Raw genomic sequence first — 24035 nt, forward strand, 5'->3', positions numbered from 1 at the left:
GCCTGGACATGTGGTACACTGCACTTGGACAAGATAATCTATCCCCGCCCGTGGAAGCGGCGCGGTTCAGAAGAGGAGGCTCTTGCCCAATGATTGAACGCTACACCCTGCCGGAGATGGCCGCCATCTGGTCGGACCGGCATAAAACAGATACGTGGCTGCGTGTGGAGTTGCTGGTCTGCGAGGGCTGGGCACGTGAAGGCGTGATTCCCGCTGAGGCTCTGGAGAAGATTCGCCAGGCCAGCTATAATGCCGAGCGCATGCGCGAGATTGAGCGCGAAACGCACCACGATGTGATCTCGTTTCTGCGCTCAATTCAGGAGCAGTTGGGGCCGGAGGGGCGCTTTATTCATCTGGGCCTGACGTCTTCGGATGTCCTTGATACAGCCCTGGCGGTGCAGATCAAGGAGGCCGGCGCTTTGCTGCTGGCCAGCCTTGATCGGCTGCTGGCTACAGTGGAGCAGCAGGCCCGTGCTCACAAGCATACTTTAATGGTCGGGCGGACACATGGAATCCATGCCGAACCGCTCACCTTCGGTTTGAAGCTGGCGCTGTGGGTCGATGAGCTGCGACGTGCGCGCCAGCGCCTGGAGGCGGCTTTGACGGAGGCGGCCGTCGGCAAGATTTCGGGCGCCGTGGGCACGCATGCGACGGTTCCTCCACAGATCGAGGAGTTCGTCTGTGCGGAGCTGGGCATCGGCGTGGCGCCGGTCTCCAGCCAGATTGTGACGCGCGATCGCCATGCTCAGTTGATGACGGCGCTGGCTCTGGTCGGTGCCTGTCTGGAGCAGATGGCGCAGGAGATCCGTCATTTGCAGCGGACCGAGGTCGGTGAGGCCTTTGAGCCTTTCGCTTCCGGTCAGCAGGGATCATCAGCTATGCCCCATAAGCGCAATCCCGAGCTATGTGAGCGCATCTGCGGTCTGGCGCGTGTCCTGCGCGGCTTCGCGCTGACGGCTCTGGAAAATGTGGCGCTCTGGCACGAACGCGATATCAGTCACTCGTCGACGGAGCGCATCATTCTACCGGATGCTTTTACGCTCCTGCATTATATGCTGCATATTTTCACGCAGGTTATGGCCGGCCTGGAGGTGGATACACGGCGTATGCAGGCCAACCTGCAGATGACGGGCGGCCTGATTTTTTCGCAGCGGGTCCTGCTGGCACTGATCGATAAGGGCGTGGGACGCCAGGAGGCCTACAAGATGGTTCAGCGCAATGCGCAGCGGGTTTGGCGCCTGGCCAGCGATGGCCCCATTCGCGGGCCGGCTCTCTTCGAGGCGCTAAGCAGCGACCCCGAGGTGACGCGCTATCTTTCGCCCGATGAGTTGCAGCAACTGATGCAGACCGATTACTATCTTACCTATATTGACACTGCCTTCCAGCGTCTGGGATTATCTTAAGCAGGGAGGCACCGGGCGCTTTGCTGCGTCGCGCGTCGCTGTCGATTTCCGCCCGGTGAAAGATCTGACGTGTGACTAGAACATTGCTTACCTCAACGGTCGAGCAGCCGCAGGCCGTCTCTCGGCGCCGATGGCCTGCGCTGCTCGGCCTCGCGCTTGTGAGCGAGGGGCTATATGCCCTGCTCGTGTTGACGTTGAAGCCGATCACGGGGCTGGGACTGGTGCCCACGCCGCTGCTGGCACTGCTGCCCCGGAGTGGTCTGGCCTTGCCTCCGTCACGTGTCGGCGCGCTGAGCCTGCTGCTGGTCTTTTTGCTCCTGCTGGCTATTTGTTACATGCTGGCGGCTTGGCTGGTTCTGAAGGGTGACCGTTCTAACGGCGCCGGTCTGACGTTGGGCCCGCTTCTGGGTTCTACGGCGCTCTTCGGCCTGACCCTGTTGTGTCTGCCAGCGCTCTTCACTGATACGGTCTTTGCGTCTTTGCTGAGCGGGCGCCTGATCGCTCTTTATGGCCTGGCTCCCTGGTGGAGCGTCCCGCCGGCTTTGCCCGCCGACCCATACTGGTCCTGGCTCACACCGCTCGCTCAACACAGTCCTCTGGTCTATGGTCCGCTTTGGGAGTGGCTCTGCGCCTTGTTGACCCTGCTCCCCGGGATGTCCTCACCGACGCTGGGGCTGCTGCTCCTCAAGGGGCTGCTGCTGCTGGCTCACTTGCTCAATACGCTCTTGATCTGGTCTATCTTAGGCCGGCTGGGGGCCGCACCTGGCACCCGCTTCGCCAGCAGCCTGCTCTACGCCTGGAATCCGCTGGCGCTGCTGGCGCTGGCCGGCGATGGTCACAGCGAGGGTCTGCTATTGACCTTGCTTCTGGCTGCCCTCTGGTGGTTACTGCTCGGGGACCAGCCGAGAGCGGCTCAGGGGACTGCCTTGCTCTGTGAAGCTGCCGCCCTGGTGATGCTCGGCCTGGCCGCCGCCCTTAGTCCGCTGGCTCTACCGCTGTGGCCGCTGCTGGTCGGCTTCTCTCTCTGGCGGAAGGAAGGCCAGGCAAATGCCAGATGGAGTAGAGTGTGGGCCTGGATCTGGCGCCTGCTGCTGCCAGCGAGCGTGGTGTTTGTCCTGACTCTGCCTCTGTGGCGCGGGGCCGATAGCTATCGGGCCCTCATGGCCGCCTCGGGCTGGACCTCCTTCGCCCGCTCGCCGCTGGCTTGGCTGGTTCCTCCTCTGCGCCGGCTCTACACTCCTCTGGCTGTGTTGCTGGATTCGCCGCGCCATCGTCAGCCTGCCCAACCCGCTGAACTAACGGTCAAAGGGGCGGCCCTTTTCTGCTCTGCTTTGCTTTTCATCTGGCTGCTGGCCAGTCTACGTGCCCGGCTGCGTTCGCGGAGCGCGTCCGCCCCGGGGGCGCCGTCCGTTGCAGCGCTGCTGCCATCGCTTATCAGTAGCTGGCTGCTAGCGCTCGGGCTTTGGCTCTCGCTGCTCACGTTCAACTTCTGGCCGTGGTATGCCCTGCCGGCTGTGGGGTTGGCGACAGCGCGCCGGCTGGATGCAGTGAGTCAGAGCGCGCTCGTTTTCTCGCTCTCTGCGCTGCTGAGCTACGCGCTGCTGGGGATCAGCAGCGCCCTCGGGTTGGCTCTGGTGGGATTACTCATCTTTGCCCCTCCTCTCGTCTATCTGACAGGAGCATTTTTTTGGAGCTGGCGAGGAAGACGAGCCATTTTCAAGGAGGCGCAAACCGGCGCATGACAGACGAGATCAAACAGCGAAAGCTCGAACATATTACCGTGGCCTTAGAGGAAGGCATTGGGGTCAGCCAGCGAGCCGGCTGGGGGGATATTCGCCTTGTACATCAGGCTCTGCCCGAAGTTGATCTGGAGGAGATCGACACGACGGTCACCTTTCTAGGGCGACGCCTGGCCTGCCCGGTGATGATCTCCGCCCTCACCGGCGGCCATCCCGAGGCTGTGACCATTAACCGCAACCTGGCGCGGGCAGCGGAACGTTATGGGCTGGCGCTTGGGGTAGGCAGTCAGCGGGCAGCTCTGGTTAACCCCGGCTTGATTCCAACCTACGCTGTGGTGCGCGAGGAGGCGCCCCACGCCTTTCTTATTGCCAACATTGGGGCCCCTCAGTTGATCGATCAGGGGCGGCACCCAGCCTTTACACGCAGCCAGATCGAGGAGGCTATCGCCATGATCCAGGCCGACGCCCTGGCGGTGCACATGAACGCCCTCCAGGAGGCGACCCAGGTCGAGGGCGATCGACGCATGCGCGGAGTGGCTGCTGCTTTGCACCGCCTAACGGCAGAGGTGCCAGTACCAGTGATCGCCAAGGAGACAGGGGCGGGCGTCTGCCGTGAGCAGGCGCTGCTCTTGCGCTCGTGCGGGGTGGCAGCCATCGATGTGGGTGGTGCAGGCGGCAGCAGCATGTCAGCCCTGGAGGCGGCCCGCGCCCGCGCTCACGGCGAGACCCAAGCGCAACAGATCGGCCAGCTCTACCGCGACTGGGGTATTCCGACCCCGATCGCTCTGGTGGAGGCCAGCGCTGCGGGCCTGCCACTGATTGCCACCGGTGGTGTGCGCAGCGGGCTGGACGTGGCCCGAGCCGTAGCCCTGGGCGCGACCCTGGTCGGCATGGGCTTCCCTTTTCTGAAGGCAGCGAGCGAGAGCTATGAGCGCGTCTGCGAGCTGCTTGAACAGACGCTGACAGAGCTGAAAATCGCTATGCAGCTCAGCGGAGCTGGTAACCTGGCAGCTCTGCAAGAGGCGGACGTGGTGGTCTCTGGGGAAACGCGCGCCTGGCTCAGTGCGCGCGGCTTCGACGAGGAGCTGCGGCATCTGGCCAATCGCCGTGCCCGGGCTGGTACTTCCAGGGCCCCAGTGAGCGGGCCGTGGATCAGAGAGGGCGAGCAATCTGCTCCGCTCGATGGCCGTAGCTAATCTAATCGCTCTCGCCTGGCCCGTCTCTGGCGCGGGCGGAGGCCAGGCTGCCAGCCCTGTTCTCAGGCTAGCGAGCAAGGCCCTGGGAGCGCTTGCGCAGCAGTTTCTCCAGAGTCTGCCAGTCTTGGGGAGTATTTACGTTGAGAAACGAGCCTAGCTCGGGATCGAGAGAGCGCAGCTCTTCCTCTGAGAGCCAGCCTACAGGCGCTACTTCGAGCAGGCTGCGAGGATTACGTTTGCCCTCTGCCAGGAGCCGGGCAATGGCCGGTAGCAGGGAGCGCGGATAGCGTGCGAGCAGCACCTGTGGTCGCCCCTCAACCAGGGGCACATAGAGGCGCTCGTCCTGAGCAGGCAGGCGCAGGAGCCAGGCCAAAAGCTGGGGACGAAGCAGCGGTAGATCGACAGCCAGCACCACCGCTTGGGGCGCACGTACAGCGAGCAGGCCACTATAGAGACCCATCAGGGGGCCTTGATCGGGCACAAGATCAACCACCAGGCGCGCCGCCGGCGGAAGATGATCGGCATAGAGCGCCGCGGTGCACTGGTCGCGAGCTACAACGAGCACTTCCGGCGTTTCCCTTAAAGCCAGATGGGCCAGGTGTCCAAGTATCGTCTGGCCTTTGGCTTCCGCCATCGGGAGCGGGAGCAGGGCTTTGTCGTAGCCCATGCGCTGACTGCGCCCTCCCGCCAGGATCAGGCAGGCTGCGGCTGGGCAAGTGGGCGCGTAGGCAGGTCGACGTTTACTGGGGCGGAATCTAGCAACCATAAGCTAGCCAGTCAGCCAGGCAGGGAAGTGAGTTTCTCGTCTACCACATTACGAACAAAAAAGCCCCCTCTGGCCCACGCCGTCTGTGGCGAGAGCACGAGGGCGGGCCCGATGACCTTTACGATGCGAGCGAGTCAACGATCAAGGCTCTGCAGGAGAGGGCCGGAAAAGAGAAGAGGCCTGCTCTTGCCCTCTTATCTGCCTGGGGCCACTGGGGCTGGCCGAGTCGGCTCTCTCCAGCAAGGCCAAACTCAGCGAGAAGCTGCCCGCGCCTTGGCCTTGCGGCGGCTGCTCTTGGGAATGTACTGCTGGCGCTGCCGATAGGCTACAAAGCTCGCCTGCTCCTGGGGGAACTTGCGCACCAGATAGACTACCCACCAGATCGCCCAGCCCACCAGCCAGAGCAGCCACAAATAGCGCCAGATACGCCAGGCAAAAAAGTACTGATCAAGGTAAGCTCGGGCAAAAATCAACGGGTAGCCAACCAGACAAATCGCAGTGAACCAGCTCAAATAGCGGTCCAACATATACTTAATCACTGGCTGGTTCTTAAAGAAGCGCTTACGCCCCTCGACTCCGTAGTAGAAGCAGATCAGCAGCCCGGCAGTACAGAAAATGAGCCAGGGTACATAGAAATGAAAAGCCTCGGGGCCACCCAGGCCAGCATTTTGCCCTGCTGTCCAGGGATCGGTGAAGAGCCAACTAATCAGGTTGAAATTCATCGTGCTCCCTTTCGCTCCGAGCGAATGAGTTCGCTGCGCCGCACAGAGATGACAGATCTCAGCGGATATCAGAGGACATGATACCATGCCCAGGCTGAGGCGTCTAGAGGTTGGCAGGCCGCTCTCTCTCGCTTGTGCCCCTTCCCATCTGCGCTTTCTCAGCCTGGCTGACAGTCAGTTCCGGTACGAGCGACCTTGATCGCCTCCCTCTGATATAATGAAGAGCAAGCGGCCTCTCCGCGCTTCTACCCTATCTATCACCCTATTCTAACCTGACGTCAAGGAGTCCCCATATGTCTCCGACGCGACGCATAGTGATCATGGCCGAAGGCCACTTCGAATGGCACTACGGTAAGACGGCCACAGGGATTATTCGCTACAGTCAGGACCCCGTAGTAGCAGTGATTGACAGCACACGTGCCGGTCAGGATGCCGCTCAGGCTCTGGGAGGCGATCTCGGGCACGGTATCCCCGTAGTGCGGAACATTGAGGAAGCCCTGCACTACCAGCCCACGACCCTCATCATCGGCGTGGCCCCCATTGGGGGCGATTTGCCGCGGGCCTGGCGGACCCAACTGCTGACAGCCATTGAAGCCGGCCTGGAGATTATCAGCGGTTTGCACTATTTCATCGCCGACGATCCCGAACTGCGAGCCGCCGCTGAGCGGCGCGGGGTTACCATTTGGGATGTGCGGCGACCGCCCGATAAGAAGGTGGTCGCGGCCTACAAGCCGCATCGCCCCGGCAGCCACACGGTGCTTACTGTTGGCTCCGACTGCGCCACAGGCAAAATGACAGTGGCGATCGAACTCGACCGCGCCGCGCGTGCCCGCGGGCTAAACAGCGCCTTCTTTGCCACCGGGCAGACAGGCATCATGATCGCAGGGCGCGGCCTCCCCGTAGATCGGATCATCAGCGACTTCATTGCCGGCATGGTTGAAGAAATGACCCTGGAGCTGACTGATCAACACGATTGGGTTTTTGTCGAGGGCCAGGGATCAATTAACCACCCCGGCTACTCGCCGGTGACGTTGGGCTTGCTGCATGGCTCGCTGCCTGATGCGATGATCTTCTGTCACCACGCCGGCGCCACCACGATCGAAGGTTATCCGCATTGTCCGCTGCCGCCCCTGCCGCGTCTGATCCAGATGAATGAGGAGGTGGTCAACTGGCTACATCGCCAGCATAACAGCAAGGTCGTGGGCATCTCACTGATTACGCGTGGCCTCTCGCTGCAACAGGCAGAGGAGGCCATTCGCCGCACAGAAGATGAAACCGGACTGCCCACCACTGATGTGGTGCGTTTCGGCCCGGAGAAGTTGCTCACTGCCCTGCTGCGGCATTTCGGCGTTGCCGCCGGCTAGGCCCGGCGGCGCCTAGCCAGCTCAGGCGCTCAGGCTCACAATCGTCACGCCGTCACCGCCCTCGCGCGCCGGTGCCGGCTGATAGGATTTGACCAGCGGATGCTTGGCCAGGTGCTCGCGCACGGCGGAGCGCAAGGCGCCCGTGCCTTTACCGTGGACAATGCGCACTGCTGCCAGGCCTGCCAGGGCGGCATCGTTGAGGTAACTCTCTAGCTGCTCCAGGGCCTCTTCGACACGCCAGCCGCGAATGTCAAGCTGCATGGAAACCGCGGGTCGGTCCTCGGCACGCGGCAGCACAACTGCCGGGGACCGGCTGCCGCTCTGGGTTCCCGCCGCTTGTCGTCCGCCGACACGCCGCAGGTGCTCCAGAGGGACGCGGAAGCGCAGGGACCCCATTTGTACCTCGGCTTCGCCTCGCTCGGGCGCCAGGCTTACCAGCTCAGCATTCTGCCCGAAGGTAAGCACCCGCACCAGGTCGCCGACCTGCAATGGCCCTTCGCTCAGCTCAACCTCTTCCTCTTTTTGGCGCACCTGGGCCGGCTCGGGCAGTAGCTCTAGTTTCTCGTCAAGCTGCCGCACCTGGCGCCGCGCCTGCTCAAGACGCTCGCGCGTCAGATTGACACGGTGCACATCTAGCTTGATACGCGCAAGCTGCGCCTGTACCTCCTCTACTTCGCGCCGGGCGCGCGCTCGCGCCTCATTGAGAATGCGGACGCGTTCGCGCTCCAGACGTTGGCGCTCTTCTTCAAGCTGGCGGCGCTGGTGTTCGGCCTCAGCTCGCTCCATGCTCAGGCGGAAGCGCTCATCGGCGACGGCCTTGCGCTCGCTTTGCAGTCCTTCAAGCAAGGTCTCCATGCGGACGCCGGCGCTGCCCAGAAATTCGCGCGCTCGCTCAATGATGCGTTCATCAAGGCCCAGGCGACTGGCAATAGCCAGGGCATTGCTCCGGCCCGGCAGACCAATGCTCAGGTGATAGGTCGGCGAGAGCGTCTCTATGTCGAATTCGACCGAGGCATTGACGGCCCCAGGCTGCTCATGGGCAAAGGCCTTCAGCTCGGTGTAGTGGGTGGTGGCGACGGTCGTAATGCGTCGCTCCAGCAGGAAACTCAGGATGGCCCGCGCCAGGGCGGAACCTTCGCTGGGATCGGTGCCAGCCCCTACCTCGTCAAGCAGCACCAGAATAGGCGGGACTTGCTCGCCAGTCTCTGTACGCTTGCCAGCTAGCTCGTGAGCGCGCTCTCCGCCGATGACGGGTCGGCTGCGTTCTTCCCAGGCCTCAATCTGGCGCACAATCTCGATGATCCGGCTCAGGTGCGAAGAGAAGGTACTCAGGTTTTGCTCGATGCTCTGCTCGTCGCCAATGTCCGCAAAGACTTCCTCAAAGACGGCGATCTCTGAGCCGTCTTCGGCAGGAATATGCAGCCCGGCCTGAGCCATTAGGGTCAGCAGGCCCACGGTCTTGAGGGCCACGGTCTTGCCACCGGTGTTCGGCCCAGTGATGACGACCATGAAGAAGTCTCGCCCAATGTGGAAGTCGATCGGCACGACGCGCCCGCTCAGCAGCGGGTGACGGGCCCCGCGCAGATCGATGCGCCCTTCTTTGTTCAGACGCGGCTCGCTACAGCGCAGCAGTCGACTGTAACGGGCCTTGGCCAGGTGCAGATCGAACTCCGCCAGGCGCTCGACCATCTCTTTCAGCGCCTCGGCCTCGCGCCCAATTTCGTGGGAAAGGGTGCGCAGGATGCGCTCGATCTCTTGCCGCTCTTCGATCTGCAACTGGCGTAGATGGTTATTCATTTCGACAATGACCAGCGGCTCAATGAAGAGGGTGGCGCCGCTGCCTGATTGGTCGTGTACGATGCCTCGCACAAGGTTGCGGTTTTCGACCTTGACGGGGACTACGTAGCGCTCGTTGCGAATGGTGATGATTGGCTCCTGGAGGGCGGGCGCCAGCTCGTTGACAATGGTGCGTAGCCGCTCTTGCAGACGCTGGATGGCGCTGCGGATGTCAAAGCGCAGCCGCCTTAGCAAGGGACTGGCGCTATCGAGAATCTCGCCATCTTCGTTGACGGTTTCTTCGATGCGCCGGATGAGGTGGGGCCGCTCGGGTATGGCTTTCCCCAGGCTGTGCAGGAGCGGAAACTCCTCAGGATCAAGTTTTTCGAGCAGGCGCGCAACCTGAGCGGCACTGCGCAGGGTGCTGAGTACTTCTACAAGCTCGCTGGGCGTGAGTACTCCCTCGCGGGCAGCACGGGCCAGCAGGGGACGAATGTCGCGCGCCGGCCCCACACCGGCATTGGCCTGCAGGTCGAGCAGGCGCGCCGCTTCGCTGGTGTAAGCTTGCCGCTCGCGTACTTCGTCCAGGCTGGTAGCTGGCTGCAGGGCCAGTACTAGCTCTTTGCTGGCAGAGAAGCTGGCTTCACGAGCTACTCGCTCCAGGATTTTGGGATATTCAAGTGTCTGTATGCTTTTTTCGTGCATGGATGTTCAGGGATACTTGATCAGTCAGTCAATCAATTCATTAATCGAGCAATAGGCGCTTGCCATGAATGCGGACAGGGCTGGGCTGGCTGGCTAGAGGCCCTCTATTGCCTCAGCGCGCTGCAGGCAGGGTCAGCCTGGCTTCAGCGGCACTGGACCACAACCTCAAAAAGCAGTTGGCTCTAGCATACCATAGAAAAGAAACACGAGGGAACGGCGAAACTATGCCCGGTGGTGTCCTCTGCTTCGCCCCGGCCTGCTGGCCCCAACACCGCGCTAGCCGTCAACTCCTCTCGTCCTCTGACTTGAACGCTGCTGGCCAGGTGCGGAGCAGCAAGCCTTCCGACTTCCCCCGCCAGCACCGCTACGGACAGGATCATCCGGCTCCGGCCTCTGCTGTTGCTTCCTTAACCAGGCTGTAACTTTGCCACTACTGTCGCACTGGCGCCAGCAAGGATGCTGCTTCTCCGTAGCCGAGAATAAAATTGGTATTAGCTACCTACCTTAATATAGCAGTTCCCCAGTCAGCATTTCACGGTGACTGTGCAGGAGAGCACCGGCGACCACGATTGAGTCGCGGCCTATGGTATGGATCTGACGGCATTGGGTTCCCCAGCGACATGGGAGCCCGGTGCCAGGGGTCTGGATGATGTGGTTTAGAGTGGGTGCAAGGATGCGCCCCCGCCATCCCCGGCGTTCTCTCTCCTCTACTCAGCCTCCTCCTGTACTCCTTTTCCGGCTGGAAAGCGGAGCTTGCTCAACGTTTATAACTCTCTGAGGGCTTTTTGTTCGGTCTCCCCTTGTCTGTCCGGCAACGTGCAAAGAGGGAAGGGGAGATAGCTGCACCGCCACTGGCTGTAAGAGGCCCTGGTGGATTGGCACACAATAGAGAGGAGTATCCGTTATGTTCCTGCATTTAGGTGAACAAGTCTATTGGGGCAGCGTCGAGGTCATTTTTCTGGCTGGAACGATTACTGCGCTGGACGAGGAACGTCAGACAGTGACGGTGCGTATTGAGCGGGCGACGCCTAATGCGGCCCATTTGATCGGACAGGAGACCGAGTTTTTTGCCGATGGCTTGGAGCCGCTGACGGCCCTGGGCGAGCTGCCACCAGGCCTGACAGACCATCCTGTGAGCGAGCGACAGCCATTGCCGCCAATGGACGATGGCGAGAAGCTCAGGCGCGCGGCTGCCGCTGCCGTCCACCAGCTCTACGGCTATCATCGGCTGCCTGCAGAACAAGAGCAGGCGCTCATCGCCGAGGTGCAGGCTATGCTGGAGGCTGATCCAGCCCTACGCGCACGGACTCTGGCGACGATGGATGAGATTCTGCGCCTGGACTTTCTGGGGAGCCGACGCACGCCTCCTGCTTCTGATTGCTGATTAAAGCGACCAGGTGAGAACAGGGAAGAACGATTAGGAGGGAAAAAGGTGCTTTACAAGCGTCTACACTCTCGCAATCCCTTCCATCGCCTCCTCTCGCCAAAGGAGAGAAGCTTAAATCAAATATGATATGCTCTATGCGAGAGAGTGACAGCGCGTAGAGCGACTCGCTGCGCCGTCACGCCGAGAACCGAGATGAGGTGAACACCGTGCAATGCCCACACTGTTCCGCACCCGTTGTCCCGGCAGCCCGCTTCTGCCCCCACTGCGGCGCTACTCTTGTTGCACCGGTCACCCCAGGCTCAGCCTACGCCGGTGCTGGACCAGGGTCACCTTCAGCCCAGTCTCCTCAATCTCTCGCTAGTCGCGCTTCCGCTGCAGCTCCCACCCGCCGGGGATGGCGGGGCCGACGTTGGCTGTTTGGCTGCCTCGGCGCCCTTATCATCCTGCTGCTTCTACTCCTCGGCGCCTGGCTCCTGCTTATTCGTCCCACGCTCAACCGCCTGGCCAAGGAGCAGCTAAACGCCGCCCTGGATAGTGCCGTTCAGCAGATCGACCCCACGCGTGCCGCTCAGCTCCCCGGCGGCCCTGTGCGCATCAATGAGACGGTGCTCAACAACCTGCTCACGCTGGCCCACGCGCCTGCCAGCCCTGTACAGAATGCTCACTTTGAGGTTACGCCCGACGCTATCACCCTCAATTTCACACTCTACGGCCTGGCCAATAGCATCAGCGCCGTGCCCCAGGCCAGCGCCGGTCAGTTGAGCGTCAGCGATCTTCACGCCCAGGGTCCTATCAGCTGGATTCTCTCCGACGAAGATCTCACCACTCTTGTCAACCAGCACCTGGCCACAGCCCAGCAACGGCTACAGCATCCGGTCCTGGCCGTCGTTTTGGAAAACCATGCCGTCGATCTCCTCCTTGGTCCGCCTTCCAGCGCCAAGGGCCCGTCGGTTTCCAGACAGCCCGACGTTCGCGCCGGAGGATAAGCGCAGGGAAGAGCAAGAGCGCCAGCAATGACTGATCTGGCTGCAACGGCACAGGACGGGAGGCGCGAGAGGCCCGCGTTAGAAGGGCCGTTGGCTGCTGGGTCGCGCTTTGGCGCTGGTGCACCTCGGCAAAGACCGAAGAGACATCGGGGAGGAAGCCATTGTTATCCTCGCCCAATGGCCAGTAGACGAGCGCTGCGCGCCCAATAATGTTCTTACGTGGGACAAAGCCCCAGTCCCGTGAGTCCGAGCTGCCAGCCCGATTATCGCCCAACACGAAATAGCTATCGGGCGGTACCACACGGTTCGAAAAGGAAGGATAGGGATTGCCCTGCCGCCGTGGATCAACGTAGGTTTCGTGGAGGGTCACACCATCGACGATGACCGTCGTCCCCTGAATGGTAATCACGTCGCCCGGAATGCCGATGATGCGCTTCACGTAATCCTGACTGGGGTTGGGGGGAGCGACGAAGACAATCACATCGCCGCGTGCTGGTTCATGAAAGAGATACGACCACTTGTCGACGAGAATCAGCTCTTTGTCGTGTAGATTCGGCTCCATGCTCATGCCTTCAACGTAGAAATTCTGGATGGCAAAGCGGATGATGAAGAACATGAGCGCCGTGAGAACGAGGGTTTCAATCACTTCACGAACCAGACGCCAGCGCTTCTCAAAATCAAGCTCAGGATTCATGCGAACTCCCAGCGCGAGACACGCCAGTGTGCTCAGGGTATTTCAGCCAGTACTATTATAAGGCACTGTGGCGGCTAACTCTACGGTTGAGGGGCGTCGCCGCCAGGGCAAGAGACCAGAGCCAGCCTGATCGCGCTGATCGGTCAGCGCTATCCTCCTTTTGGGCTATGCCCCCCGGACAGGGCGGCCTACTCCGCCGCCAACCTGTCTGACAGAGACAGGGCAGCCTCTTCTGCTATCTACGGTGCTTCCTGCGATCAGCTCAGGAAGTGAAACGACTGCAGCATTGGCCCAAGGGCACTTGTATAGAGCTGCTGATAGCGCGCCGCAGGCACAATCATATAGATGCTGAAAAGCCTGGTCTGAGATGAGCGAGCCGGGTGGTTCGTGGCCAGCATGATGATTTCCATGCTCACCCGCTGGCTCAGCATCTGCACCTCACCGGTGGCTCCCTGCTGCTGCCAGATCTCACCCCCAACCCGAGCCGTGGAGGCCAGGCTGACCCGCTTGAAGTTCTTGTAGATTCCGCTTTGGCCAATGGCGTCCAGGCTGACCTTGACGGCATCACCAGGCGCCGTGCGCGCGTTGGGATTAGGCACGACTTGCACGGAAAAGGAGGCATTATCGGCTTCGTGGCTAAATTCGACGCTGCTGCCAGCGGGACTGACTTGCCAATCCCGAGGATAGCCGATGCTGAAGCCATCGCCCCGGTAGAGGGCAAGCTGTACGCCTCCTACGGTGATTAGACTCGGCGTCGGGCTGGCGCTGGTCCCTCCTGGGGACGGCGTGGTAGCCTGGGAGCCGCGGTTGTCATCGCCGCAGGCGCCCAAAACGCTCGCCAGCGTTATGAGGAGTATAAGGAGTAGTAGCGATGAAGGATTGACAGGACAGCGGAGGAGTCGTCGTCGACAGACGGAGCAGGCAGATCGAGACATAGCACTTTCCCGTTCCTCACAGAAATCATGCCGCTTCTCTGCGTCTTCAGAGCACTGAAGCGACGCTTCTCGAAGAAGTCGGCTTGTACGCCAGGTTGTGCAGCGGGCGTTATTATAGCATACCCTGGCCAGCCCGCAGCAGGGAATTTCTGGCTAGTGTTCACGGGCCTGCGCCCTCGCTAACGTCAAGCTATCAAAGGCAGGGTGAAGCCAGGCGATCAGCCTGGCCTGGTCCGGTCCAGTCCGCTCGGCTCCCTGTTGCCGCAAGCCGGGGAAGATCGCTCCCTCTTTCCCGGACTGACTTGACGCTGCCAGTCCTGTGTTGTACCCTGATAACAATCTGGAACGTTTGTCTTAGTCAGATGGCACGCAGTCCCCGTCTGCCTGCCCAGAATCCCCTCCCCAGGACAGGACTTCATTGAGCTAGCCGCCAAACGCTTGCTCTGTTGAAGCTACAGCAAGACAAACTTTACGCCAGTCAGACAGAGAAAGAAAAAGCTATAACTTGGGGATCGCAACTGTGGATAAGATCGTTATCCGTGGTGCACGAGAACATAATCTCAAGAATATCGACTTGACTATCCCTCGCGATAAGTTGGTGGTGATCACCGGGCTTTCAGGTTCCGGCAAGAGTAGTCTGGCCTTTGATACGATCTTCGCTGAGGGCCAGCGCCGCTATGTCGAGTCGCTCTCGGCCTATGCGCGCCAGTTCCTCGACAAGATGGACAAGCCCGATGTCGATCACATTGATGGGCTGTCACCTGCAATCTCGATTGATCAGAAAGGCGTCACGCATAACCCTCGCTCGACGGTCGGCACGGTGACCGAGATCTACGATTATCTGCGCCTCCTCTACGCCCGGGTTGGTCATCCCCATTGCCCTCGCTGCGGGCGCGAGGTGAGCCGCCAGACAGTGCAGCAGATCGTCGATGCGATTTTGCAACTGCCCGAGGGGGCGCGCATCATGCTGTTGGCCCCACTGGTGCAGGGACGCAAGGGTGAGTATAAGCATATCTTCGAGGAGATGCGCCGCTCGGGCTACGTACGCGTGCGCGTCGACGGCACCATCTATGATCTGAGCGAGAATATCGAGCTGGATAAGCAGAAGAAGCATACGATCGAAGTGGTTGTCGATCGCCTGGTGATCCGCAAGGGGGGACGGCAGGCCACACTGAGCGCGCTGGCCGCCAGTCAGTCCGATAACAAGTCCGAGGCGTCCTCTGCTTCTTCTTCAGCAGGCGAACGGCCTGCTTTGCGTCGGGTAGCCGAGGAGGTAGCGCCTTATGCCCTCTCCTCGCGCAGGCCGGAGCCTGCGGATCAAGATGGCAGCGGGCCAGGCACAGGCAGGCAGAGCGCAGGAGGCTCAAGTGAGGGGGCAGCGCCTTCTGCCGCCGAGGAGGCCGCGCCCGATGATGTCGACGCGGCTTTTCGTCAGCGTCTGACCGACTCCCTGGAGACGACCTTGAAGCTGGGCAATGGGGTGGCCCTGGTTTCCATTGTTGGCGGCGAGGAGGTTCTTTTCTCGGAGCGCTTCGCTTGCGTCTACTGCGGTATCAGCCTGCCCGAGATCGAGCCGCGGACTTTCAGCTTCAACAGCCCTCACGGAGCCTGTCCGGCCTGCACGGGCCTCGGGACCCAGCGAGAGCTGGACGCAGAGTTGTTGGTGACCAATCCCGACCTGACGATCCGCGAGGGGGCGATTGCTCTCTGGAGCAAGATGGTCAATGGCAGCCAGTGGGAGTCGGCCAAGCTGGAGGCGCTGGCGAAGCGCTTCCAGATCGATCTTGACCGGCCCTGGCGCGATCTGTCTCCTGAGCAGCAGCAGCTCATCCTCTATGGTTCCCAGGAGCAGCTGACCATTCGCTATACGCCGCAGCATGGCCAGACACGTTCGTATACGGTAACCTTCGAGGGCGTGATTCCGGCGCTGGAGCGGCGCTATCGTCAGACAGAGAGCGAGCTGATTCGCGAGGAGATCGAGTCGTACATGTCGACCCGACTCTGTCCGGAGTGCCGCGGTGCTCGCTTGAAGCCGGAGGCGCTGGCGGTAACGGTGGGAGGACGCAATATTGTGCAGGTGACGCGCCTCTCAGTGAAGCAGGCTCAGCGCTTCTTTCAGGAGCTGGACGCCGGGCCGGCGCCGTCGCTGGGGGTGCAGCCGCTGACTGGAGGGCATAGCGAGGATGGCGAGCCGCATGCTCCTGATCCGCTGGCGCCGATTCCCCCCGATGAGCCACTGGTCAAGGTCCGTTTGAGCGAGCGCGAGCGGCTGATCGCCCGTCAGATCCTCAAGGAGATCCGCGCTCGTCTGCAGTTCTTGGTCGATGTCGGTCTGGATTACTTGACGCTGGATCGCACGGCGATGAGCCTTTCAGGCGGTGAGGCGCAGCGTATTCGCCTGGCGACGCAGATCGGTTCCGGTCTGATGGGTGTGCTTTATATTCTCGATGAGCCGAGCATCGGCCTTCATCAGCGTGACAATCATCGCCTGATCAATACGCTGCTGCGCCTGCGCGACTTGGGCAATACGGTGCTGGTCATCGAGCATGATGAGGATACGATGCGCGCCGCCGACTATATTATCGATATTGGCCCTGGCGCAGGCGAGCATGGCGGCCAGGTGGTGGCGGCGGGCACCTTTGACGAGGTGGCCGCGCACCCGCAGTCGTTGACGGGAGCCTATCTCTCAGGTCGGCGCCGAATCGCGACGCCCTCGCAGCGCCGTTCCGGCAATGGCCATTTCTTGACTATTGTTGGCGCACGCGAGAATAATCTGAAGAATATTACGGTGCGTATCCCACTTGGCAAGCTGGTGGCCATTACCGGCGTCTCTGGCTCGGGCAAGAGTTCGCTGATGATCGATATTCTCTATCGCAAGCTGGCGCAGGTGCTTCATCGCGCCCACGAGAAGCCGGGGGCCCATGAGCGGATCGAGGGCATCGAGTACCTGGACAAGGTGATCGATATTGATCAGTCGCCGATCGGGCGGACGCCGCGCTCTAATCCGGCGACGTATACTAACGCCTTTACAGGCATCCGTGAGCTATTTGCGCAGGTGCCAGAGGCGCGCTTGCGCGGCTATCAGCCAGGCCGCTTCTCGTTCAACGTCAAGGGAGGGCGTTGCGAGGCCTGCAAAGGTGAGGGTATTGTCCGCATCGAGATGAATTTCTTGCCCGATGTCTATGTGCCCTGCGAGGTGTGTAAGGGAAAGCGTTATAATCGAGAGGCGCTGGAGATCCGCTACAAGGGCAAGAATATCGCTGAGGTCCTGGATATGACCGTTGAGGATGCCATGCACTTCTTTGAGCATGTGCCAGCGGTCTACAGCAAGCTGAAGACCCTCTACGATGTGGGTCTGGGCTATATCCGTCTGGGACAGCCAGCGACCACCCTGTCGGGCGGTGAGGCGCAGCGGGTGAAGCTGGCCACGGAGCTGTCGCGCCGCGCTACGGGCCGCACGCTCTATTTGCTGGATGAGCCAACGACAGGTCTGCACTTCGCCGACATCGAGCGCTTGCTGAACGTGCTGCAGCGCCTGGTCGACGCCGGGAATACGGTGCTGGTGATTGAGCATAATCTGGATGTGATTAAGTGCGCGGACTGGATTATCGATCTGGGGCCAGAGGGTGGCGATGCAGGAGGTGAGGTGATCGCGGAGGGCACGCCCGAGGAGGTAGCCATGCAGGAGCGCTCTTATACCGGCCAGTTCCTTAGACAACTCTTCGCTCGCGAGGGCCGGGCGGTGAGCGTTTGATGCTGGCATTTTCCCACCTGGCCCTCGCTCTCATTCAGCCGCGTCTGCGTGCGGTAGACGGCGCGCGCAGGGGCTGTTTAGCTAGCTGACCCAGTGACGCATCGGCAGCCCAGGTACTGGTGAGCGGAAGGTGGGCAGGCGCGACATGGTCAGTGAGCCGATGTAGACGGTCCGGAGGTCAGGCCCTCCAAAGGTAATGCTGGTCAGCGTCTGGAGTGTTTGCCCGGCGCAGGCCGCCATATCAGCAGGGGTGGCTGTGCCGTTGGCGATTTTCTCTTCGAAAGTCGCCAGCACCTCCTCATTGGCTTCCTCAAAGACGACATGATAGTCGCCGTCGGTAGTGATGATACCCAGACCGTTGCGTAGGGGCGTTGTCACCCAGACGTTGCCTTCGGCATCGAAGGCGAAGCCATCGACGACGGCTCCCACGCCGAGACCATCGGGACCAAAGACCTCTTTGTCGGTTAGACTGCCGTCAGGCTTGACTCGAAAGCGCAGGATGCGGTTCTTCATGGTCTCGGCAACGTAGAGGTATTCTTCTCTGGCATCGAGGCGGATTTCGTTGGTGAAATAGATGCCATCGTAGACGATGCGCGGTCCCTTCTCGTCGAGCAGCGCAATGTAGCCATCAGGACGCGGTTGAGCCGCAGCGGGCCACCACTGCTGCTCTCGTGTCGAGAAGGCCAGCCAGAGGCGATCTTTGCTATCGATAAAGACGTAATTGGCGCAGGTGGTGGGTACGCCATCGATCTCGGTCAGTACGTCTTCGCTGTGACCGTCGGGATAGAGGCGCTGGATGCGACCGTTGCCGATGTTGGCGATGTAGAGCGAGCCATCGCGCGCCATCGCCAGGCCATTTGGCTCACCCCCCAGTCCGCCAAAGAATTGCTGGCTGCCATCGGGGGCGATGCGGGTGACGCCGCCGCGCCCGTCCGAGGTCCAGAGGGTGCCGTCCGGCTGGGCGATGATGGACTCGGGACGGACTAGATCATGACCGGTGTAGGTGAGAGCGCTCAGCTCAAGACGGAATTCCTTGATTGGCGGATGGCTTTCACTCATCGTGCTTTTTCCCTTTCTTCTTTGAAGAGTGTCTTACTTCGTTGACTTCTCACGCATCGCCACAGATGACCGGCACCGCCTCAGCAGCGCTGCTGGCCCCAGAGGCAGAAGTGGCTGAACAGGAACAGGTGTATCAACCTGACAGATTGTATCTCACGGCGCCAGGCCATTGCAATGGTCTGGCTGGCTGGCAGCGGTAGAAGGTTCGCCAGCGCTTCTCTTCCCTCTTTGGCTCAGAACCCGACCAGGAGAGAGAGCCGGTCAGCCGCTCTAGTGCAGTGTATCGACGAAAAGGCCGTTCATCTTGCTGGCTGCTGGGGCTCTTCCCGCCACATGGCACAAAAGTCTTTTCTAATTCTTTATTAGAAAATAATCTCAAAGGCGTGAAGGAATATAGTATTCTTTGATTCTCTGTAATTTTCCATTCGGCTTCCTAGTGTGAGATAGCCTTGTGAGATACCCTGTTAGCATCCACATTGATAGATAGAAGATTATGCTTTATAATCTCTTACAGAGTGCCGGCTCATCGCGACACTTCATCTGCTCTACCAGGTAGAGAGATTAAGAGATCGACGGAGATCGTCATGGATTGGGACAATCACCACCTGCGGGAGATGAACAGTGCTTTGAGGCGCGCCCGAGAAGAGCGCGGCTGGACTCGTGAGCATCTTGCCGGTCTACTTGGTACGAATGCTTTTACAATCTACCGTTGGGAAAGCGGCAGGGCCTATCCCAGTCCCTATTTCCGTCAGAAGCTTTGCACAGTTTTTGACCGCGAGCCTGCGGCTCTTGGCCTTACTGGTCCAAGGCGAAGGGAGCCCGCTAGAGGAGTGGAATCAAGCTTTCCCGCACCATCTACGGGGTCCTCTGGTCCTGTTGTCCTGCCTTTCCCACATCTCCCGCTTCAAGGACGCGCAACCATTCTAGAGCAGCTCTGCAACCTGCTTTGTCAGGAGCAGCCACCGACAGACATTGCCCTCTACGGCCTGCCGGGAGTTGGTAAAACTGCCCTCGCCTGCGCACTCAGCCGGAATCAGCAGATTCGGCAGCACTTTAGCGCCGGTGTCCTGTGGGCCTCGCTGGGCGAGATGCCCGATACCGGGCATCTGCTTGCTTGTTGGAGGAGCCATCTGCAAGCCCCTCATGTCTCCCAAGAGCCAGCTCCTGATCACCCGGCATCGTCGATCCGCTCATCACACAATGAGCAAGATTCGCCTGTATCGGGTCGCCGCTTGCTGCTCATCATCGATGACGTCTGGGATGTAGAGCCAGCTCTGCGCTTTCGTCTCGGCCCTCCAGGCAGTGTCTATCTTTTTACGACCCGTTCGCCGCGCGTGGCCGCCCGCCTGGCCCCTCATCGCATTGTGCCTGTGCTTCCGCTGGAGCCGGCCTCGGCCCTGGAATTGCTGCGCCTGGTCGCACCTCACGCTGTGGACCAGGAGCCAGCATTGGCCATGCGCCTGATTGAGGCTGTTGGCGCGCTACCATTAGCGCTGCTGCTCGTGGGGAGCTACCTCTACGAGGAGTCGCTTCACGGCCAACCACGCCGCATTATGAGCGCTTTTCATCATCTCCTTGATCGGCCATCCAACTGGTTCATGCTCTCCCCGCTAAGTGGCAGCAGCGCCGGCCTGCTTCAGGAGAGCCTGCAGCGCAGCCTGACTCGCCTACCTGCAAGCACGTTGAGGCTGCTGCGCTCCCTTGCTCTTTTTCCGCCTCAGCCCAGCAGTTTCAGTGAGGAGGCGGCTGAGGCCGTTGGACAGTGTGTTTCTGAGGCCTTTGTCGGAGATCTGGACTATCTCTGTGATTGCGGTCTGGTCGAGTGCCAGGCAGCTCGCTATAGCCTGCATCCCGTGATCAGGGCCTACCTCCGACTTGATCAACAAGCCGACCTTGCTGCCGCCGAGCGCCATCTTGTTAACTATTATGCCTCCCTGGCCCGGAAGCAGCTCGCTGCTGGCAGGCTGTCACTGCCCATCGAGCGCGAGAACTTTCAGACAGCCCTCCAGCTGGCGGTGCAGCATGCCTTGTCCGAAGAGCAATATGTCCTGCAGGCGGCTCTAGAGGCTCTAGCCAACGGCGTTTCTCTCTGAGGGGCCAGGTCCGTTGAACTCCTCAAGAACAGCAAGGGGACAGCCTGGCAAGACTGCCCCCTCTGCTGCGCTGATCGGTCAGCGTAGTGTCCTTCTCAGGCTGTCAGGGCTTGCCCTCCGTCGCGGCGAGCCCAGCGGTGGCGGTACCACTGCGATAGCTTTCGGCCTCACCTGGCCCAGCCCGATTGCCTCCGCTCTCAGCACCTCTAGTGCTTCCCGCTAGCTAGCGCCCAGACGTCGCCGATGCTCCTTCCGCTAAGCTACCACGCGCTCACCAATCCCTGAACCAGCGTCAGAAAGGCTACCAGCGGTCCACTTCTAGCCTCTAAATCTCTTAAAAATCTTTTTCTAAAATATATTTATTTCTCTCTTTTTCTCTTATATTCCCTCAACATAAGTCTAAACATAAATATAAAAATTAAAGCGAAAAAGCAAATAGATATATTTATACATATACTTCCAATAAGCGGTACCTCTCTAACAAATATATCCCAATACAGGCCATAGGCAATCCAAAAAAGACTAACGAACAGCCAACTTCCTATCCAGCAACCTTTTTCAGCATCTTCAGAGATTTCGAAAGAGAAATAAAAACGTTTCTCCTTCTTCGTAATCTTTGGGAGTTTAAGCAGCATCTAGTTCTCCTTTTCCTCTTCGGCGAGCTGGGTTCAGAAGCGTAAGGCAGGCCGGTGTGACGCAAGAGGAAGCACACTTTTCCCCTGCTGCCTGGGTAGGCAGCAGGGGAAAAGTCCTTACGGACCTGCTTCCAGATCAGTAACAATGCAACGAAGGCACAGGAGACGTCAGACCGAAAGAGACTCCTGCTCCATGACCTCCGCAAACATTGCGAGAATAGTCAGGCAGGAGAGTGACAACACTGTTCAAAACGGAGTTTATAATGGACAGGACAGGTTGCAGGGCCGGGAACATCTGACCAATAATCGGGACAATCACGGGCACAAGGGCCTTGCCATACGTCTCTATCATATTCAACAGTTGCTGAGTGAAATCAACGTCTACCTGGTACGGGGCACACACTGGACCAACACATGCCAAATACACGGTCACACAGATCCCACCTGAACGAGACCGAAAGACAATAGTCCGGCAGGTTATCTGGACGCTCGGATGCACAGCTCCAGGATCGGTTGACCCCGTCCTTGCCAAGACCTTTTGAACTGCAAGCTGATAGCCTTGGCCAGATGTGGAACCATAGCTAGCAACTGGCATCTGTTGGGCAGCCGAGCCTGTCATTCCTTGGAAAGCCTGGGCATGAGCAGATCCAGCCGGCGCCAGCGCCAGCCCCAGAGCAAAGACGATGGCCAACGCGCCTAGCAGGTACAGTCGGCATCTGGTCAACATCTCGTCTGACTCCTTTCATACGACGATTGTCTATCGTGCACACCCGCTAAGGTGTGCCTACGCCAAGAATGCCAGATGCTCACCGAGCACGCCATCACCTTCGCTCGTCCTTTTACTAGTCTTCTTCCCCAGTCATTCCATCACCGCACTAGTCCAGAAGAGCACAATTTACAGGAAGCTCCGTCAGTAAGTCGCAAGATCTGCCCTCCCACCCTCTTGCCCGCATCCAGAGGACCGCTCTTCTTGCCTCCCCCTGCCCAGCTTAGCCCCTCGGGCCAGGCTCATTCTTGCTCGGCCCAAGCCCAGACCCCGGCACCGTTGCCAATGGCCCACCAGGCGAGTCAGTCAGGTCACCTCGCCCCTGAGCGAGGCCCTCTCTGCTCTTCCTCCAGCGCTCTCCTTCCCCTCCCCAAGAGAAGCTGTCAGGAGCTTCCCGCCAGCATCAGCACCACCAGGCACCTCACGGTCAGCAGAACCAGAGATCGCTCGCCCACATCGTCAGCCAGCGACTGGTAGCGCAGCGCCCACAGCAACGGTCCTCTACAAAGGCAGGACACGGCAATACACCTCCAGACCTGTTTCAAACAGTTCAAGCCGCCCGACGTAGCTATCCTGCGCTTCCAGCCCTCTCCGGGAAGGCCAGGCCACCGCTCTCTCGTGCAAGATCATCAGGGGCAGATAAGACGCCTCCTCTCCGTTCAGGTAGGCTCTGATCAGATAGAGACCGACCTGACTCAGAAGCAACAAACTCCACCGGCTCTCTGACAATACTCATCTTGAGGCGGCCAGGAGTACGATAGGCTGGATGGTCAAAGGCCAGTAGGCAAGAGGACGTGAACTATTGGGAGGGGCCATGACCATGCTCTGCTGATAGATGGAGATCACCCCCAGGCCAGTGACAGCATCTTCTTCCCTGATGGCTCCCGCTACTTGCTCGACTTCCTTGTATACCAACCTCTCTCATCCTTTGCCCGACAAGTTGGGAGATTCCTGGCGAGGATCGCGCTGAGCGCAACAGGAGCGACTGAATCCAAATCGGCGGATGTGGCATGAAGCCCTTTCCTCTCTGGGCTGCCCCACTTGCAGACTAACAGAAGAGCAAAGCTCTTAAACTATATACTTTCTCCCTTACCACTTATCCTCTCCTAGTATAATAGAGCGTTAGCAGATCGTCAAGTTCACAGTTGAAATCCCAGATAACTGCTTCCGTCCACAGAGCTGGATCTCCTTGACGAGCATAATGAGAGCTACCAGCAGTGCTACACTAAGCACCGGGATCGCCGCTTCCAGTATCACTATTTGCTCAGGACAAGGCATTTCAAGAACCTCCTTTGAGCGTCAAGAAAACAAAGAAGCCAGCCGCCAGTACAGCGACGAAGCCGCCTAGCGCTCCAATCAGTTGACCCACGCGCTCCGGGCCAGGAGGCAGACGCCACACTCGCAGCCAGAGGAGCGCATCGCTGATCAATAACACAAAGAGGCATAAAAGAGCAAGAACTGTGAGCAGCACGACTCAATTTCCTCCGTAAAGGGTCTATACAGCTCTCCAGCGATCAGAATAGTTAGCCAAACTTTTGCATATTTAAACTTAAATCACCAAATCAATAGTACATCTCAAAAAAAGCAACACCATACAATAGATCCTACGAGATCAGTTCGTCGAGCCAGGCTCCGTTGCCATTACACTTATTATCTTCTCACGCGACGATTGTCTATCGTGCACACCCGCTAAGGTGTGCCTACGCCAAGAATGCCAGATGCTCACCGAGCACGCCATCACCTTCGCTCGTCCTTTTACTAGTCTTCTTCCCCAGTCATTCCATCACCGCACTAGTCCAGAAGAGCACAATTTACAGGAAGCTCCGTCAGTAAGTCGCAAGATCTGCCCTCCCACCCTCTTGCCCGCATCCAGAGGACCGCTCTTCTTGCCTCCCCCTGCCCAGCTTAGCCCCTCGGGCCAGGCTCATTCTTGCTCGGCCCAAGCCCAGACCCCGCACCGTTGCCAATGGCCCACCAGGCGAGTCAGTCAGGTCACCTCGCCCCTGCCGCCTCCCCAACAAGAACCACCAGCGGGCCGCCCTGAGCGAGGCCCTC

At 59.9% G+C, this 24035-nt stretch carries 18 protein-coding genes and 1 pseudogene; 9 read left to right on the top strand and 10 right to left on the bottom strand.

Annotated elements, in window-relative coordinates; translation table 11 throughout:
- The first annotated feature begins 89 nt into the window (after window positions 1-89).
- The 3 genes from purB to fni all read left to right on the top strand — a co-directional run bounded on the left by purB (window position 90) and on the right by fni (window position 4338).
- Window positions 90-1403: an adenylosuccinate lyase gene (gene purB / locus AC6H1L_RS04950; protein WP_497600429.1), complete on the top strand. Its 1314-nt coding sequence runs from the start codon at window positions 90-92 to the stop codon at window positions 1401-1403.
- A 71-nt stretch (window positions 1404-1474) separates the two neighbouring features.
- Window positions 1475-3145, top strand: coding sequence for an MptA/MptB family glycosyltransferase (locus AC6H1L_RS04955; RefSeq protein WP_497600430.1), 1671 nt, complete (start codon window positions 1475-1477; stop codon window positions 3143-3145).
- The gene (gene fni, locus AC6H1L_RS04960) at window positions 3142-4338 is read left to right on the top strand and encodes a type 2 isopentenyl-diphosphate Delta-isomerase (RefSeq protein WP_497600431.1); all 1197 of its coding nucleotides are present in this window, start codon (window positions 3142-3144) and stop codon (window positions 4336-4338) included. The genes AC6H1L_RS04955 and fni overlap by 4 nt, the downstream gene beginning before the upstream one ends.
- Before the next feature lie 67 nt (window positions 4339-4405).
- Here fni and mobA read toward each other — a convergent pair whose 3' ends face one another.
- Window positions 4406-5104: a molybdenum cofactor guanylyltransferase gene (gene mobA / locus AC6H1L_RS04965; protein WP_497600432.1), complete on the bottom strand. Its 699-nt coding sequence runs from the start codon at window positions 5102-5104 to the stop codon at window positions 4406-4408.
- A 251-nt stretch (window positions 5105-5355) separates the two neighbouring features.
- Window positions 5356-5826 carry a hypothetical protein gene (locus tag AC6H1L_RS04970; protein ID WP_497600433.1) on the bottom strand — a complete coding sequence of 157 codons (471 nt, stop codon included), beginning with the start codon at window positions 5824-5826 and terminating at the stop codon, window positions 5356-5358.
- A gap of 293 nt (window positions 5827-6119) precedes the next feature.
- On the opposite strand from AC6H1L_RS04970, the gene AC6H1L_RS04975 reads away from it, so the two are divergent.
- Entirely contained in the window at window positions 6120-7190 is a 1071-nt protein-coding gene (locus tag AC6H1L_RS04975; RefSeq protein ID WP_497600434.1) for an N-acetyltransferase DgcN family protein, read from the top strand.
- A 21-nt stretch (window positions 7191-7211) separates the two neighbouring features.
- On the opposite strand, the gene AC6H1L_RS04980 is transcribed toward AC6H1L_RS04975, so the two are convergent.
- The gene (locus AC6H1L_RS04980) at window positions 7212-9671 is read right to left on the bottom strand and encodes an endonuclease MutS2 (protein WP_497600435.1); all 2460 of its coding nucleotides are present in this window, start codon (window positions 9669-9671) and stop codon (window positions 7212-7214) included.
- A 224-nt stretch (window positions 9672-9895) separates the two neighbouring features.
- On the opposite strand from AC6H1L_RS04980, the gene AC6H1L_RS04985 reads away from it, so the two are divergent.
- Both AC6H1L_RS04985 and AC6H1L_RS04990 read left to right on the top strand, forming a co-directional pair.
- Window positions 9896-10093 carry a hypothetical protein gene (locus AC6H1L_RS04985; protein WP_497600436.1) on the top strand — a complete coding sequence of 66 codons (198 nt, stop codon included), beginning with the start codon at window positions 9896-9898 and terminating at the stop codon, window positions 10091-10093.
- A 482-nt stretch (window positions 10094-10575) separates the two neighbouring features.
- The gene (locus AC6H1L_RS04990) at window positions 10576-11055 is read left to right on the top strand and encodes a hypothetical protein (protein WP_497600437.1); all 480 of its coding nucleotides are present in this window, start codon (window positions 10576-10578) and stop codon (window positions 11053-11055) included.
- Between the two features lie 518 nt (window positions 11056-11573).
- Here AC6H1L_RS04990 and AC6H1L_RS04995 read toward each other — a convergent pair.
- The 3 genes from AC6H1L_RS04995 to AC6H1L_RS05005 form a co-directional block, all read right to left on the bottom strand.
- Entirely contained in the window at window positions 11574-11837 is a 264-nt protein-coding gene (locus AC6H1L_RS04995) for a hypothetical protein (protein ID WP_497601591.1), read from the bottom strand.
- A 52-nt stretch (window positions 11838-11889) separates the two neighbouring features.
- Complete coding sequence (lepB, locus tag AC6H1L_RS05000; protein WP_497600438.1) at window positions 11890-12738, bottom strand: signal peptidase I; 849 nt, start codon at window positions 12736-12738, stop codon at window positions 11890-11892.
- Window positions 12739-12995: 257 nt separating this feature from the next.
- A complete protein-coding gene (locus AC6H1L_RS05005; protein ID WP_497600439.1) occupies window positions 12996-13673 on the bottom strand; it encodes a hypothetical protein in 678 nt (225 codons plus the stop codon).
- Window positions 13674-14193: 520 nt separating this feature from the next.
- Between AC6H1L_RS05005 and uvrA the strand changes: the two genes are divergently transcribed.
- Window positions 14194-17427 carry an excinuclease ABC subunit UvrA gene (gene uvrA, locus AC6H1L_RS05010; protein ID WP_497600440.1) on the top strand — a complete coding sequence of 1078 codons (3234 nt, stop codon included), beginning with the start codon at window positions 14194-14196 and terminating at the stop codon, window positions 17425-17427.
- Between the two features lie 81 nt (window positions 17428-17508).
- On the opposite strand, the gene AC6H1L_RS05015 is transcribed toward uvrA, so the two are convergent.
- Window positions 17509-18486 carry an SMP-30/gluconolactonase/LRE family protein gene (locus AC6H1L_RS05015; RefSeq protein ID WP_497600441.1) on the bottom strand — a complete coding sequence of 326 codons (978 nt, stop codon included), beginning with the start codon at window positions 18484-18486 and terminating at the stop codon, window positions 17509-17511.
- A 614-nt stretch (window positions 18487-19100) separates the two neighbouring features.
- Between AC6H1L_RS05015 and AC6H1L_RS05020 the strand changes: the two are divergent.
- Window positions 19101-19211 (top strand): annotated as a pseudogene (locus tag AC6H1L_RS05020) (helix-turn-helix domain-containing protein); the annotation flags it as partial.
- Between the two features lie 105 nt (window positions 19212-19316).
- On the top strand, window positions 19317-20579 hold the full coding sequence (locus tag AC6H1L_RS05025) for an NB-ARC domain-containing protein (protein ID WP_497601511.1): 1263 nt from the start codon (window positions 19317-19319) through the stop codon (window positions 20577-20579).
- Between the two features lie 2133 nt (window positions 20580-22712).
- On the opposite strand, the gene AC6H1L_RS05030 is transcribed toward AC6H1L_RS05025, so the two are convergent.
- The 3 genes from AC6H1L_RS05030 to AC6H1L_RS05040 all read right to left on the bottom strand — a co-directional run bounded on the left by AC6H1L_RS05030 (window position 22713) and on the right by AC6H1L_RS05040 (window position 23451).
- On the bottom strand, window positions 22713-22895 hold the full coding sequence (locus AC6H1L_RS05030) for a hypothetical protein (RefSeq protein ID WP_497600442.1): 183 nt from the start codon (window positions 22893-22895) through the stop codon (window positions 22713-22715).
- Window positions 22896-23102: 207 nt separating this feature from the next.
- Window positions 23103-23258: a hypothetical protein gene (locus tag AC6H1L_RS05035; RefSeq protein ID WP_497600443.1), complete on the bottom strand. Its 156-nt coding sequence runs from the start codon at window positions 23256-23258 to the stop codon at window positions 23103-23105.
- 1 nt (window position 23259) lies between these two features.
- Complete coding sequence (locus AC6H1L_RS05040; RefSeq protein WP_497600444.1) at window positions 23260-23451, bottom strand: hypothetical protein; 192 nt, start codon at window positions 23449-23451, stop codon at window positions 23260-23262.
- Window positions 23452-24035 lie beyond the last annotated feature (584 nt).

The organism is Thermogemmatispora argillosa (genome assembly GCF_059696725.1).

Coding starts and splice junctions, on each gene's coding strand:
- AC6H1L_RS04990 (WP_497600437.1), top strand. CDS start 10,576: ATGTTCCTGCATTTAGGTGAACAAGTCTATTGGGGCAGCGTCGAGGTC.
- lepB (WP_497600438.1), bottom strand. CDS start 12,738: ATGAATCCTGAGCTTGATTTTGAGAAGCGCTGGCGTCTGGTTCGTGAA.
- AC6H1L_RS04980 (WP_497600435.1), bottom strand. CDS start 9,671: ATGCACGAAAAAAGCATACAGACACTTGAATATCCCAAAATCCTGGAG.
- AC6H1L_RS05035 (WP_497600443.1), bottom strand. CDS start 23,258: ATGCCTTGTCCTGAGCAAATAGTGATACTGGAAGCGGCGATCCCGGTG.
- AC6H1L_RS05005 (WP_497600439.1), bottom strand. CDS start 13,673: ATGTCTCGATCTGCCTGCTCCGTCTGTCGACGACGACTCCTCCGCTGT.
- fni (WP_497600431.1), top strand. CDS start 3,142: ATGACAGACGAGATCAAACAGCGAAAGCTCGAACATATTACCGTGGCC.
- AC6H1L_RS04975 (WP_497600434.1), top strand. CDS start 6,120: ATGTCTCCGACGCGACGCATAGTGATCATGGCCGAAGGCCACTTCGAA.
- purB (WP_497600429.1), top strand. CDS start 90: ATGATTGAACGCTACACCCTGCCGGAGATGGCCGCCATCTGGTCGGAC.
- AC6H1L_RS04970 (WP_497600433.1), bottom strand. CDS start 5,826: ATGAATTTCAACCTGATTAGTTGGCTCTTCACCGATCCCTGGACAGCA.
- mobA (WP_497600432.1), bottom strand. CDS start 5,104: ATGGTTGCTAGATTCCGCCCCAGTAAACGTCGACCTGCCTACGCGCCC.
- AC6H1L_RS05015 (WP_497600441.1), bottom strand. CDS start 18,486: ATGAGTGAAAGCCATCCGCCAATCAAGGAATTCCGTCTTGAGCTGAGC.
- AC6H1L_RS04985 (WP_497600436.1), top strand. CDS start 9,896: ATGCCCGGTGGTGTCCTCTGCTTCGCCCCGGCCTGCTGGCCCCAACAC.